The following is a 13,139-nucleotide window of genomic DNA, read 5'->3' as shown; positions in this document are numbered from 1 at the left end:
GCAACTGTTCGCCAAGTCAAGACCGGACCCGGGTTCGTAGGATCCCCGTAGGAGGGTCGAGCCTTCTATGCCGAAGTTGTGGCGCGGCGGACTATTTACGGGGGTAAGCCGGGGGCATGGCAACGAAATCGCTGATGGAGAATCGTGGTCCGAAGGCTGTTGCCGGTGAACAGATCCTGCGGGACATCCTCGGGGGTGAGCCGGACCAAGGGCTGCTCGAATTCACAGCCGATGCCGGGGGAAACTCCCGATTGCTCGCGGAATGCGCGACCGGGCTGGTCGAGGAAGGACTCGTCAGGGAGCAGGACGGAACGGTCCGGCTGACGGAGCAGAGGGTTCCGGGCCGCGTGGTGGCGTTCGTGAAGCGTCGGCTCGGAGATCTCAGCACGGACTGCCAGCGGTTCCTCAAGGTCGCGGCGGTCCTGGGCCGGACCTTCATGCTGGAGGATGTTTCCAGGATGCTGGACAAATCCGCGGCCAGCCTTCTTTCGTCGTTGGACGAGGCGATATCCTCGGGTTTCGTCGTCGCGGCGGAACACCAACTCGTGTTCCAGAGCGATTTCCTCCTGGCGGGGGTCATCGAGTCGATCCCCGCTCCCGCGCGGGGTGCGCTGCAGCGCGAGGCGATGGGTCGTTCCACGAGGCGCGCGGAATCGGATGACCGGCAGTTCTGGGTGACCGGTCACCCGCTGTGGATGGCCGGCCGTCCGGCCGACCCGCTCGACGAGGCCGTGGTCGAATCCGGCGAGGTGCATTCGAAGTCCCACGGCCTGATCATGGACGGACGGGCGACAGCCGGCATCCGTGCGGCTGAGCGCGTGCTCGCCGGCTCGGCGAGTTCGGCTCCGTCCCGGCTCGACGCGGAAGCGTCCGTGATCCTCGGGTACTCCCTGCTCGGCACGGAAGAAGCGGAGAAGCGCTCCGCGAGGATCCTGCGGGAACAGGGAGCCGGGCCGGGCGACGTCGCGTCGCTGATGGCGCTGACGGCGCTCTCCAATGCCCGCTGGAGTGCCGGGGAGCTGGGCGAAGGGCTCAGCCTGGGTCGCGCCGCGGTGCGGTACAGCGACCACGTGGATCCCGTATGGCGGCTGCACTTCCGGCTCGCACTGGCCGGGAAGCTCGCGAACCTGCGCGAGTTCGACAAGGCCGAGTCGCTGATCGACGAGGCGGAAGCCGGCCTGCGCGAACTGGGCACACCCGTCTGGGGCGCCGCGCCCGCGGCGGTGCGAGCCCGGCTGTTCCTCCAGGCCGGACGGTTCCCGGACGCCCGCCGGCAGGCGGAGCTGGCGACCACCGCGGCCGACCGGGACGCGGTTCCCATGCTCCGGCCCCTCGCGTACTCGGTGCTCAGCACCATCTTTCTCTACAAGGGGGACTTGCCCGCGGCGACCGAGTACCTGGAGCGGGTGCGGGGCGAGTTCGAGACGGATCAGGCGGCGTTCTACTCTCCGCAGTACGCCTGGACGGACGTGCGCATCGCGGTGAAGAGGGAGGGGCCGCGGGCGGCCGCCCGGCTCTTCTCCGACACGTACGGCCATCTGCCGACGCAGCGGAGCCTGTACATCGAGGATCCGGCCGCGGCCGCGTTCCTGGTCCGTCTGGCGCTGGACGTGGGCGACACCCAGCTGGAGCGCAGCGTGCTCGAGACGGTGGACGGGCTCGCCGGCGACAATCCCGGCATTTCCGTGATCGGTCTCAGTGCCCTGCACGCGAACGCTTTGGTGAACGGCGATCCGGCCGTGCTGTCGCGCATCATCGCGCAGTCGCCGGACCCGCTCTCGGTCGCCCTCGCGACCGAGGAACTCGCCAAGCTCTACGGCGCGAAGGCGGACCCCTCGCAGGCGAAGCCCGGACAAGCGGCGGCGCCGCTCAATTCCGCGTCCTGGTCCGGCCTTTCCGACATGGAGCGGCGCATCGCGTACCTGGTGAGCGCCGGAATGACGAACCAGCAGATCGCCAATCGGGTGCACCTGTCGGCGCACACGGTGAACTACCACCTCAGGAAGATCTACCGGAAGCTGAACATCAACACGCGCGCGGAACTGGCGCGCGGAGCCGCGAGTTATTCGAGCAGGGCGGCGATCTACTCGATCGAGGGCGAGTAGACGGGCGCCGTCGGACTCACCTCGACCGTACGGGCGCCGTCCGACTCACCTCGACCGTACGGGCGCCGCGGCGTAGGCCGGATTCCGGGCCGGCCGGGCGTGCCGGGTGGGCAGCCAGCGGGTCAGTGCGGAGCCCACCGACATGCCGCCGCCGAAGCCGGTGAGCAGGACCACGTCCCCGTCGGCGAGAGCTTCGTCGCGGTGGGCCAGGTCGAGGGTGATGGGTACGGAGGCCGCGCCGGTGTTGCCGTAGGACTCCAGAGCCAGGTGGAAGCTGGCCCCGGGCAGTCCGAGCGAGGGCCAGATCTCCCGGAGCATCACCGCGTTCGCCTGGTGGGCGACGACATGGCGGATCTCCCGCGGGGCCAGCCCCGCGCCGGCCACCAGGTCTGCCACGGCCCCGGGCAGGTTGTCCTGTACGAACTCGCGGACCCGCCGGCCGTCCATCCGGAAGTACTGCAGGCCCTCGTCCAGGGTCCGGGCGGTGGTAGGGGTCCGGCTGCCGCCGGCCGGTACGCCGATCAGCTCGTGCTGATCGCCCCGGGTGAGGAGCGAAGTGGCGAATATGCCGCGGTCGTCGGGGGCCGGGCCGAGGACGACGGCACCGGCGCCGTCACCGAACAGGATGGCGGTCCGGCGGTCGGAGTAGTCGAGGATCCGGGAGTAGATGTCCGCGCCGATGACCAGTCCGTAGCGTTCGCCCGGCTCGGCGCTCAGCATCCGCTCGGCGACCGTCAGCGCGTACACGAAGCCGCTGCACACCGCGTTCAGGTCGAAGGCCGCCGCGTTCACCGCACCGATCCGGTGCTGGACGATGCTCGCCGTGGACGGCTGCGGGTGATCGGGCGTGGACGTGGCGACGACGATGTACGCGAGCTCCTCGGGGCCGACCCCCGCCTGTTCCAGGGCCCGGGCGGCAGCCGCCGCGGCGAGGTCGGAGGTGGCCTGGCCGGGATCCGCCCGGCGGCGGCTGCGAATTCCGGTCTTGCGGACGATCCACTCGTCCGTGACCCCGGCCCGCACGGCGATCTCCTCGTTGGAGACTTCGGTCGGGGGGAGGTACGCGCCGGTACCGAGGATTCCGATGGATCGAACGGATCGAACGGATCGAATGGATCGGATGGTGACTCCCGAGGTGAGGGTGGGCGGTTCACGTGACTGCCCTGTGCGGACAGCGCGTGATGCACGGCCCATCAATGGATTCATGACCACCCGCGGGTTGTCATGACATTCATCCGAGCAAGCGGTTCATCGTGACACGCCGTGCTGCCACATTTCGCCGACGAGGAATGTCTCACTCGGTCGGGTGGGATTCCATCCGTACGCGCACCGCTCCTGCGGCAGGGCACTACTCGCTTGAGTAGTGGGCAGGTTGACGCCCCGTGGCTAACATCGAAGCATGCTGATCAGGTGTGGGGTGGCTTAAGGCCATGGATGGGCTTCTGCGGAAATCGACGAGGCCGATGCGTATTCGGAAAGGGCTGGCGGCCCGGAGTCGAGTGGCGTCATCTCGGTGAATTTTTGCGCGTACGAGATTGATTATGAGAGTGACCGTCACCTCGACCGGGAGATAAGAGCATGACCGTCAGTTATCTCGGCGCAGCCGTGGATACGGCCGCCATCGACACCGTGATCGGTGAATTCTTCGGCCAGCGCCGGGCCGAAGCCGACGCGCTCGGCCAGGACTTCGCGGCCGTGATCGCCGAGCTGGAGAACTACGTGCTGCGCGGCGGCAAGCGGGTCCGGCCGGTCTTCGCCTGGCTGGGCTGGATCGGCGCCGGCGGCGACCAGGACGGTCCGGGCGCCACCGCGGTGCTGACCGCCTGCGCGGGGCTCGAACTGCTCCACGCCTCGGCCCTGATCCACGACGACATCATCGATGCGTCCGACACTCGCCGAGGCCGTCCCGCCGCGCACGTCGCCTTGGCCGAGCGCCATCGCACCCGGCGCTTCTCCGGCGACCCCCACGCCTTCGGTACGGCGACCGCCATCCTGGTCGGGGACTTGGCCCAGACGTGGTCGGACGTCATGGTCCGGGCATCCGGTTTGTCCGCCGACGCGCAGGCCCGGGTCGGGCCGGTGTGGTCCGCGGTGCGCTCGGAGGTCCTGTACGGCCAGCTGCTCGACGTGATCAACCAGGCGGGCGACGACGAGAGCGTCGAGGCGGCCCTGCGCGTCAACCAGTACAAGACGGCCTCCTACACGGTGGAGCGCCCGCTGCAATTCGGTGCCGCGATCGCCGGCGCGGACGCCGATCTCGTCTCCGCCTACGGGGAGTTCGGGGCGGACATCGGGATCGCCTTCCAGCTCCGGGACGACCTGCTGGGCGTGTTCGGCGATCCCGCGGTGACGGGCAAGCCCTCGGGCGACGACCTTCGCGAGGGCAAGCGGACGGTACTGCTCGCGACGGCGCTCAAGCTGGCGGACGAACGCGATCCGGGTGCGGCGGCGTTCCTCAGGGCGAAGACGGGCACCGATCTCTCCGAGAAGGAGATCGACGCCCTGCGGGACGTATTCGTCGAGGTCGGCGCCGTGGACCAGGTGGAGCGCCAGATCGCGCACCGCACCGACCGGGCCCTGGGCGTACTGGATTCCAGCAGCGCCACCGCCCCGGCCAAGGATCAGCTCGCCGCGATGGCGGTCAAGGCCACGCAGCGAGCCCGATGATGACACTGACGAATGCGCGGACCCATCCCGACCGTGTCCTCTCCGGTGCCGGGGGCGATCGGGACCTCGAAGGCGGCCGGATCGGACGTGGGCGCGCCCACGCGAAGGCCATCCTGCTCGGCGAGCACGCCGTCGTGTACGGCGCGCCGGCCCTGGCGATTCCCGTACCGCAGTTGGCGGTGACCGCGACCGCCAGGCGATCGCGGTGTTCCGACGAAGGCGCGGACAGGGTCTCCTTCGCGCTGGCGGGTCCGGGGAACGGGGCGGTGACACCGCTTGCCGCGGACGGTCTGCGGTGCCTGCTCCCGGACTTCAAGGCGATGACGGGCATCGACGGCCACGTGTGCGTGGACGTGATCATCGACTGCTCGATCCCGCAGGGCCGCGGCCTCGGCTCCAGCGCCGCGTGCGCCCGGGCGGCCGTGCTGGCCCTGGCCGACCTCTTCGACCGCCGGCTCGACGCCCGCGAGGTGTTCGACCTCGTACAGGCTTCGGAGAAGGTGGCGCACGGCCGGTCGAGCGGTATCGACGCGCTCGCCACCGGGGCGACGTCCCCTCTCCTCTTCCGTTCCGGCGCGGCCCGGGAACTGCCCGTTCCCATGCCGGGTCACGCCCCCGAGGGGGCGCACGGCCGCGCCGCTGAAGGCGGGTCCTACGCGTTCGACGGGCTGTTCGTCCTCGGGGACAGCGGGGTCAGCGGCAGCACCAAGGAAGCGGTCGAGCTCCTGTGGCGGAAGTTCGAGCGCAGCGCGGAGACGCAGGCCGATTTCATCCTCGGCGCGTCGCGCCTGACCCGCGCCGCCGCACGTGATCTCGCGTACGGCCGAACGGCCGACTTCGGTGCGCGGATGACCGAAAACCACAAGCTGCTCCGTGCGTTGGGGCTCAGTACGGACCGGATCGACGGGCTGGTCGATGCCGCGCTCGCGGCCGGCAGCCTGGGCGCCAAGATCAGCGGCGGCGGGCTGGGGGGCTGCGTGATCGCGCTGGCCGCAGAGCCGCGCCAGGCCGGGGCGACCGTACGGAGCCTCCATGAAGCCGGCGCCGTCCGTACCTGGGTAGTCCCGATGGGAAGGTTCACGAACGATGACAATTGACCACGAAATGGGACTGGCCGGACTGGCCGAACTGGCAGGGCCGACCGAACTGGCAGGGCCGCAGGGGACCCCTTCCGGCCACGGGTCGACCGCCGTCGCCCATCCGAACATCGCACTCATCAAGTACTGGGGCAAGCGCGACGAGCGGCTGATCATCCCCTACGTCGACAGCCTGTCGATGACCCTGGACGTGTTCCCGACGCACACCACCGTCCGGCTCGACCCCGAGGCGCGGACCGACAGCGTCATCCTCGACGGAAGGCCCGCGGAGGGTGAGCCGCTCCGGCGCGTAGTCCTCTTCCTGGACCTGGTAAGGGAGTTGGCCGGGCGGAGCGAACGCGCCGCCGTCGACACCCGCAACGCCGTACCCACCGGCGCGGGACTCGCGTCATCGGCGAGCGGCTTCGCCGCCCTGGCCGTCGCCGCCACCGCCGCGTACGGGCTGGACCTCGATCCCACCGCGCTCTCCCGCCTCGCCCGGCGCGGGTCCGCCTCGGCCTCCCGGTCCATATTCGGCGGCTTCGCGGTGTGCCACGCGGGCCAGGGTGTCGGCGAGGCCGCTGACCTCAGCTCCTTCGCCGAGCCGGTACCCCTCCCGGACTTCGATCCCGCCCTGGTGGTCGCACTGGTCAACGCCGGGCCCAAGGCCGTGTCCAGCCGGGCGGCCATGCGGCGGACCGTGGAGACCTCGCCGCTCTACCGTGCCTGGGCGACGTCGAGCAAGGGCGACCTGACCGACATGCGCGCGGCGCTGCTCCGCGGTGACCTCGAAGCGGTGGGGGAGATCGCGGAGCGCAACGCGCTGGGCATGCACGCGACCATGCTGGCCGCGCGGCCGGCCGTGCGCTACATGTCCCCGGCCACGGTGGCCGTACTCGACAGCGTCCTGCAACTGCGCAAGGACGGCGTGGCGGCCTACGCGACCATGGACGCCGGACCGAACGTCAAGGTGCTCTGCCACCCCGAGGCGGCGCCCCGGGTCGCCGAGACGCTGCTGGCCGCCGCGCCAGGATGCTCGGTGCTCACCGCACGGCGCGGGCCGGGAGCCCGGCTGCGGTCGGCGGACGAGCAGTGACCGGTACGGGAAGCGTGAGCCGGTACGCGCCGGGCAAGCTCTTCATCGTCGGCGAGTACGCGGTCGTGCAGCCGGGCCACGCGGCGATCCTGGCAGCGGTCGACCGGGAGGTCCGCGTCACCGTGTCGGCGGCGCACGGCGGCGTCGGCGTCGACGTAGTGATCGATTCCGACCTCTCCCCGGGAGCGGCGCGACTGCGACGCGGCGACGGCGGGCTCGTCGCACTCGGCGCGGACGAAGAACAACGGGTGCGGGACGGTCTCACCCACGTGGTGGCGGCGATCGAAGTGGTCGACGGGCTCTTGGCCGAGCGGGGGCTGTCCGCGCCCCCCGTCCACGTCTCGGTCAGCAGTCGCCTGCACCACGAGGGAACCAAGCTCGGCCTGGGATCGAGCGGCGCGGTGACGGTCGCCTCGGTGTCCGCCGTAGCCGCGTACTACGGCTTGGAGCTGTCGGACGAGGAGCGGTTCCGGCTCGCGATGCTGGCGACGGCGCGGCTCGACGCCCGTTCCTCCGGCGGCGACCTCGCCGCGAGCGTCTGGGGCGGGTGGATCGAGTACCACGCGCCCGACCGGGCCGCCGTGCTCGACCAGGTACAGCGCCGGGGCATCGAGGAGTCGCTCCGCACGCCGTGGCCGGGCTTCCGGCTGCGACGGCTGCCGCCGCCCCGTGATCTGGCGCTCGAAGTGGGCTGGACCGGCCAACCGGCCAGTACCGCTTCCCTGGTCGGGAGCCTCGGAAGGCGCGCCTGGCAGGGCAGCGCCTCCCAACGGAGCTTCGTGGAGCGCAGCGACGCATGCGTGCGCGCCGCGGCCGATGCCCTCGAACGGGGCGACGGCCCCGAGTTGCTGCGGCAGGTCCGGGGCGCCCGGCGGATGCTCGCCGAGCTGGACGAAGAGGTCGGGCTCGGAATCTTCACCACCACACTGACCGCGCTGAGCGACGCCGCCGAGGCCGTCGGCGGTGCGGGGAAGCCTTCGGGTGCCGGGGGCGGCGACTGCGGCATCGCCCTGCTGGACGCCACGGCGCACGAGCGGATCGCGCAGCTGCGCAAGGGATGGGCCGCCGCAGGGGTACTTCCCGTGCCGATCCATCTCCAGTCGACGAAAGGGAGCGCAGCATGATCGCTGAGCGCAAGGACGACCACGTGCGGTTCGCCGCCGAGCAGCAACACCACCTGGGCGGGTACAACCAGTTCGACGAGGTGTCCTTCGTCCACCACGCCCTGGCCGGCATCGACCGGTCCGACGTTTCGCTGGTCACGCGGTTCGGCGGCATGGAATGGAAGGTGCCGCTGTACATCAACGCGATGACCGGCGGCAGCGTGCGGACGGGCGCCATCAACCGGGATCTGGCGATCGCCGCCCGTGAGACCGGTGTGCCCATCGCGAGCGGCTCCATGAGCGCGTACTTCGCCGACGAGGCCGTCGCCGACACCTTCGGCGTGCTGCGCCGGGAGAACCCGGACGGGTTCGTGATGGCCAACGTCAATGCCAACGCCTCCGTCGACAAGGCACGACGGGCCGTGGACCTGCTGCGGGCGGACGCCCTGCAGATCCACCTCAACGTCATCCAGGAAACGGTCATGCCGGAGGGCGACCGCTCGTTCTCCTCGTGGGGACCGCGGATCGAGAAGATCGTGGACGGTGTCGGCCCCGACGTCCCGGTGATCGTGAAGGAAGTCGGCTTCGGCCTGAGCCGCGAAACCGTTTCGGCGCTGCACGACATGGGCGTGCGCGTGGCCGACGTCGCCGGCCGCGGCGGTACGGACTTCGCGCGCATCGAGAACGACCGGCGCGAGCAAGCCGATTACGCCTACCTCAACGGCTGGGGCCAGTCCGCTCCCGCCTGCCTGCTGGACTCCCAGGACGCCGCCCTCCCGGTGCTGGCGTCCGGCGGGGTCCGCAACCCGCTCGACGTGGTGCGCGGACTGGCGCTCGGCGCCGGCGCCGTAGGCGTCTCCGGAGGGTTCCTCCGGACCGTTCTCGACGGCGGCCCGTCCGCCCTGATCGCGCAGATCACCACCTGGCTCGACCAGGTGGAAGCCCTGATGACCGCACTGGGCGCGCGCACCCCGTCCGATCTGACCCGGTGCGACGTGCTCGTCCACGGCGACCTGCGCGCCTTCTGCGCCGACCGCGGGATCGACACCCGCCGACTGGCCACGCGCTCCCGCTCCCACTCCCGCTCTCACTCCCACGACACCGCTCACGAAACGGTTGGAGAGACCCGATGAACGACACGCACGAGGTCGCAGGCGTTCCCATGAAATGGGTCGGCCCCCTGAGGATTTCGGGGAACGTGGCGAACGTCGAGACAGAGGTCCCGCTCGCCACCTACGAGACGCCCCTGTGGCCCTCCGTCAACCGCGGGGCGAAGATCTCCAGGCTGGTCGAGCAGGGCATCGTCGCCACCCTCATCGACGAGCGGATGACGCGCTCGGTGCTCGTGACGGCCAAGGACGCGCAGACCGCGTACCTGGCGGCGCTCGAGGTCGACGCCCGGTTCGACGAGCTGCGCGCCGTAGTCCGCACCTGCGGCCGCTTCGTCGAACTGATCGGGTTCCGCCACGAGATCGTGGCCAACCTGCTCTTCCTGCGGTTCGAGTTCAGCACCGGCGACGCCTCCGGGCACAACATGGCGACGCTGGCCGCGGACGCGCTTCTGAAGCACATCCTCGGTGCCATTCCGGGGATCGAGTACGGCTCGATCTCCGCGAACTACTGCACCGACAAGAAGGCCACCGCCATCAACGGCATCCTCGGCCGCGGCAAGAACGTGGTCACCGAGCTGCTCGTACCGCGCGACATCGTCCGCGACGTGCTGCACACCTCGGCCTCCGCGATAGCCGAGCTGAACGTGCGCAAGAACCTGATCGGCACCCTGCTCGCCGGCGGGATCCGCTCGGCCAACGCCCACTACGCGAACATGCTGCTCGGGTTCTACCTGGCGACGGGCCAGGACGCGGCCAACATCGTCGAGGGCTCGCAGGGCGTGACCGTGGCCGAGGACCGGGACGGCGACCTGTACTTCTCCTGCACCCTGCCGAACCTGATCGTCGGAACGGTCGGTAACGGAAAGGGACTCGACTTCGTCGAGGGGAACCTGGCGCGCCTGGGCTGCCGCGAGGAGCGCGAGCCCGGCGAGAACGCGCGGCGGCTCGCGGTCATGATCGCGGCGACGGTGCTGTGCGGTGAGCTCTCGCTCATGGCGGCGCAGACCAATCCGGGTGAACTCATGCGGGCGCACGTCGCACTGGAGCGCAAGCCTTCGACGACGAAGATCGGACGGTAGAGATGCCCAGGGACCTCAAAGACCTCAAAGACCTCAAGGACCGTAGGGACCGTGAGGAACTGGCGGTCGGAATCCACGACCTCTCCTTCGCCACGGGCCAGCTCGTCCTGACGCACGAGACGCTGGCCGCCCACAACGGCACAGAGCTGGGCAAATACCACGTCGGCATCGGACAGCGGTCGATGAGCGTGCCCGCCGCCGACGAGGACATCGTGACGATGGGCGCCGCCGCGGCCGCCCCCATCCTCGCCCGGCACGGCGCCGACCGGATCCGTACGGTCGTCTTCGCCACGGAGTCCTCCGTCGACCAGGCGAAGGCAGCCGGCATCCACGTGCACTCGCTGCTGTCGATGCCCTCCGCCACCCGCGTCGTCGAGCTCAAGCAGGCCTGCTACGGCGGGACCGCGGCCCTCCAGTTCGCCATCGGCCTCGTCCACCGCGACCCCTCGCAGCAGGTCCTCGTGATCGCGAGCGACGTCTCGAAGTACGAGCTGGACCAGCCGGGCGAGGCCACCCAGGGAGCCGCGGCGGTGGCCATGCTGATCAGCGCGGATCCCGCCCTGGTGCGCATCGAGGAGCCGTCGGGGGTGTTCACCGCCGACATCATGGACTTCTGGCGGCCGAACTACCTCACCACCGCCCTGGTCGACGGGAAGGAGTCCGTCTCCGCGTACCTCCAGGCGATGGACGGCGCGTGGAAGGACTACACCGAGCAAGGCGGCCGGTCGCTCGGTGAGTTCGCCGCCTTCTGCTACCACCAGCCGTTCACGAAGATGGCCTACAAGGCTCACCGGGCCCTGCTGGAGAGCTGTGGGCAGGAGGTCGACGAGGCCGAGGTCATCCGCGCCGTCGGCCGGACGACGAGCTACAACGAGGAGATCGGGAACAGCTACACCGCGTCCGTGTACCTCGGTCTGGCCGCGCTGCTCGACCACGCCGACGATCTGACCGGCCAGGCCGTCGGTCTGCTCAGCTACGGATCCGGCAGCGTCGCGGAGTTCTTCGCCGCGGTCCCCGTCCCGGGTTACCGGTCGCAGCTGCGGTCCGAGCAGCACCGCGAGGCGATCGCGCGGCGCCGGGACATCGGTTACGCCGACTACCGGGAACGCCACGAGCAGGCCTTCCCGGTCGACGGCGGAGACCATCCCGCTCCGAGGGAGACCACCGGGCCGTACCGGCTGGCCGGGCTGTTCGGGCACAAGAGGGTCTACGAGCCGAGATAGCGGCCGGTGGCCGGCGGTGGCCCATGGCGCCGCCGGCCAGCCGCTGCCGGGGTTATCCACAGGGGTTTCCGGATCCGGCCGGACGCGGGACCTTCGGGACATGACGAACAACAGCCACGAAGCGGCACACGACCCGTCCGAACCCTCGTCCTCCTCCGCGTCCTCGTTCACCTCGTCCTCGTCCTCGTCCTCGTCCTCGTCCTCGTCCTCGTCCTCGTCCTCGTCGTCCTCGTCGTCCACCGGATCGTCCGGGGGGTCGACCGGGGGCGTCGACGCGTCCAGGATCACCTTGCGCAGCCCGGCCGAACTGGCCGACGCGCTGCCCTACATGCTCGGATTCCATCCGAGCGACTCCGTCGTCATGGTCGCCGTCCACGGGGAGGCCGGCCGCTTCGGCGGCCGGCTCAGGGTGGGCATTCCCGCCGCCCCCGACGAATGGGAGGACACCGCCCGTCAGGTCGCCGACTGCCTGATCCGCGGCAGCGTGCGGCGCGGATCCAGGCCCGACGGCATCATCGTCTTCCTCTGTCAGGACCCGCACCGCGGCGAGAGCGCGCAGCGGGTGATGACCAGGCTGCGCCCGCTCGCGCAGCGGATCCGGCTGGCCTGCGGAGCGCTGGACGTCCCCGTACTGGAGGCCCTGTGCCTCTCCGCCGGGCGGTACTGGTCCTACTGCTGCCCGGACGAGCGGTGCTGTCCCGCCGAGGGCAGCGCGCTGGCCGCGCCCGGCACCTCGGTGATGGCCGCCGCGGCCACCTTCGCCGGTCTCCAGGTACGCGGCTCCCTCCGGGAGATCGAGCACCGGCTGACGCCGCTGGGCGGGGCGGTGGCCGACGAGATGGAGGCGGCTCTGGACCGGGCGGCCGTCGCCCTGGTGCCGAAGATCCTCGACGGGGCGACCCGGGAGGAGGTGGGGGCCGAGACGGTCCTGCTCGCCCGCGCACTGATCCAGCGCATGACCCTGGCTCCGCCGGCCGAAGGCGGCGCCGGGGCCGACGCCCGGGACGACGGGCTGCTGGGCCACGACGAGGCCGCCTCGTTGATCCTCGGGCTCCAGGACCGCGAGATCCGCGACATCGCCGCCGAGTGGATGGAGGGCGAGGAGGCGGCCCCCGCCCTGCGGCTGTGGCGGGCCCTGGCCCGGCGCTGCGTCGGGGCCTACGGGGAACACGCGGCGGCTCCCCTCACCCTGGCGGGCTGGGTCTCCTGGTCCACCGGGGACGAGCCGACGGCCAGGATCGCCCTTGGGCTGGCCCTGCGGGCGGACGACGGGTACCGCTTCGCGCAGCTGCTCCACCACGCCTGCAACGAGGGGATCGACCCGGAGGGGCTGCGGGAGTGCCTGCGGGAGGAGCGCCGGCGCCGGGAGCCGCGCCGGGGGCGCCGGCCCGCAGGACCCCGCCGGGGGGCCACCGCCACCAGGCCTCCGGGCCGCCCGGGCAGGACGAGCGGCAGCCGCCGGGAGTCCGGCAGCACCGCGGGGAGCGAGCAGTGACGCGCGGCCGGGGCGGCGACACGGGCAGCGGGTGCGGCCGGGGCCTTGGCCTGGGCGCGGGCCTGGGCGTCGGGCGGGGCGTTCACCTGGGGCGCGGCCGGGGCGCGGGTCTGGGGGTCGGCCGGGGTGCGGGCCTGGGGGTGGGCCGGGGCGTTGGCCGACGGTGCCGGGGTGGAGGCAGCG

10 protein-coding genes are annotated in these 13,139 nt (G+C 71.1%); 9 read left to right on the top strand and 1 reads right to left on the bottom strand.

The window, feature by feature from the left end:
• Positions 1 to 116 precede the first annotated feature (116 nt).
• Positions 117 to 2,105 (top strand): LuxR C-terminal-related transcriptional regulator, encoded by a 1,989-nt coding sequence (locus ACIQV3_RS07675; RefSeq protein WP_403710742.1) that lies wholly within the window; start codon positions 117 to 119, stop codon positions 2,103 to 2,105.
• A 45-nt stretch (positions 2,106 to 2,150) separates the two neighbouring features.
• Here the strand turns inward: ACIQV3_RS07675 and ACIQV3_RS07670 are convergent, their stop codons facing one another.
• Positions 2,151 to 3,299 (bottom strand): 3-oxoacyl-ACP synthase III family protein, encoded by a 1,149-nt coding sequence (locus ACIQV3_RS07670; protein ID WP_403710740.1) that lies wholly within the window; start codon positions 3,297 to 3,299, stop codon positions 2,151 to 2,153.
• Positions 3,300 to 3,683: 384 nt separating this feature from the next.
• On the opposite strand from ACIQV3_RS07670, the gene ACIQV3_RS07665 reads away from it, so the two are divergent.
• The 8 genes from ACIQV3_RS07665 (at position 3,684) to ACIQV3_RS07630 (ending at position 12,956) form a co-directional block, all read left to right on the top strand.
• Positions 3,684 to 4,772 (top strand): polyprenyl synthetase family protein, encoded by a 1,089-nt coding sequence (locus ACIQV3_RS07665; RefSeq protein WP_403710738.1) that lies wholly within the window; start codon positions 3,684 to 3,686, stop codon positions 4,770 to 4,772.
• Positions 4,769 to 5,869 (top strand): mevalonate kinase, encoded by a 1,101-nt coding sequence (gene mvk / locus ACIQV3_RS07660; RefSeq protein WP_403710736.1) that lies wholly within the window; start codon positions 4,769 to 4,771, stop codon positions 5,867 to 5,869. Before ACIQV3_RS07665 ends, mvk begins: the two co-directional genes overlap by 4 nt.
• Positions 5,859 to 6,944 carry a diphosphomevalonate decarboxylase gene (mvaD, locus tag ACIQV3_RS07655; protein ID WP_403710734.1) on the top strand — a complete coding sequence of 362 codons (1,086 nt, stop codon included), beginning with the start codon at positions 5,859 to 5,861 and terminating at the stop codon, positions 6,942 to 6,944. The genes mvk and mvaD overlap by 11 nt, the downstream gene beginning before the upstream one ends.
• 14 nt (positions 6,945 to 6,958) lie before the next feature.
• Positions 6,959 to 8,068 carry a phosphomevalonate kinase gene (locus tag ACIQV3_RS07650; RefSeq protein ID WP_403710732.1) on the top strand — a complete coding sequence of 370 codons (1,110 nt, stop codon included), beginning with the start codon at positions 6,959 to 6,961 and terminating at the stop codon, positions 8,066 to 8,068.
• The gene (gene fni, locus ACIQV3_RS07645) at positions 8,065 to 9,180 is read left to right on the top strand and encodes a type 2 isopentenyl-diphosphate Delta-isomerase (RefSeq protein ID WP_403710730.1); all 1,116 of its coding nucleotides are present in this window, start codon (positions 8,065 to 8,067) and stop codon (positions 9,178 to 9,180) included. The genes ACIQV3_RS07650 and fni overlap by 4 nt, the downstream gene beginning before the upstream one ends.
• A complete protein-coding gene (locus ACIQV3_RS07640; protein WP_403710728.1) occupies positions 9,177 to 10,238 on the top strand; it encodes a hydroxymethylglutaryl-CoA reductase in 1,062 nt (353 codons plus the stop codon). Before fni ends, ACIQV3_RS07640 begins: the two co-directional genes overlap by 4 nt.
• A 2-nt stretch (positions 10,239 to 10,240) precedes the next feature.
• Positions 10,241 to 11,461 carry a hydroxymethylglutaryl-CoA synthase gene (locus ACIQV3_RS07635; protein ID WP_403710726.1) on the top strand — a complete coding sequence of 407 codons (1,221 nt, stop codon included), beginning with the start codon at positions 10,241 to 10,243 and terminating at the stop codon, positions 11,459 to 11,461.
• A 100-nt stretch (positions 11,462 to 11,561) separates the two neighbouring features.
• On the top strand, positions 11,562 to 12,956 hold the full coding sequence (locus tag ACIQV3_RS07630) for a DUF4192 domain-containing protein (protein WP_403710724.1): 1,395 nt from the start codon (positions 11,562 to 11,564) through the stop codon (positions 12,954 to 12,956).
• The last annotated feature ends 183 nt before the right edge of the window (positions 12,957 to 13,139 follow it).

This window comes from Streptomyces sp. NPDC099050 (genome assembly GCF_044759865.1).
In the GTDB taxonomy this organism is placed as follows: Bacteria; Actinomycetota; Actinomycetes; order Streptomycetales; family Streptomycetaceae; genus Streptomyces.
This window is presented reverse-complemented; position numbering and strand designations above follow the sequence as displayed.

Coding starts and splice junctions, on each gene's coding strand:
- ACIQV3_RS07675 (WP_403710742.1), top strand. CDS start 117: ATGGCAACGAAATCGCTGATGGAGAATCGTGGTCCGAAGGCTGTTGCC.
- ACIQV3_RS07670 (WP_403710740.1), bottom strand. CDS start 3,299: ATGGGCCGTGCATCACGCGCTGTCCGCACAGGGCAGTCACGTGAACCG.
- ACIQV3_RS07665 (WP_403710738.1), top strand. CDS start 3,684: ATGACCGTCAGTTATCTCGGCGCAGCCGTGGATACGGCCGCCATCGAC.
- mvk (WP_403710736.1), top strand. CDS start 4,769: ATGATGACACTGACGAATGCGCGGACCCATCCCGACCGTGTCCTCTCC.
- mvaD (WP_403710734.1), top strand. CDS start 5,859: ATGACAATTGACCACGAAATGGGACTGGCCGGACTGGCCGAACTGGCA.
- fni (WP_403710730.1), top strand. CDS start 8,065: ATGATCGCTGAGCGCAAGGACGACCACGTGCGGTTCGCCGCCGAGCAG.
- ACIQV3_RS07640 (WP_403710728.1), top strand. CDS start 9,177: ATGAACGACACGCACGAGGTCGCAGGCGTTCCCATGAAATGGGTCGGC.
- ACIQV3_RS07635 (WP_403710726.1), top strand. CDS start 10,241: ATGCCCAGGGACCTCAAAGACCTCAAAGACCTCAAGGACCGTAGGGAC.
- ACIQV3_RS07630 (WP_403710724.1), top strand. CDS start 11,562: ATGACGAACAACAGCCACGAAGCGGCACACGACCCGTCCGAACCCTCG.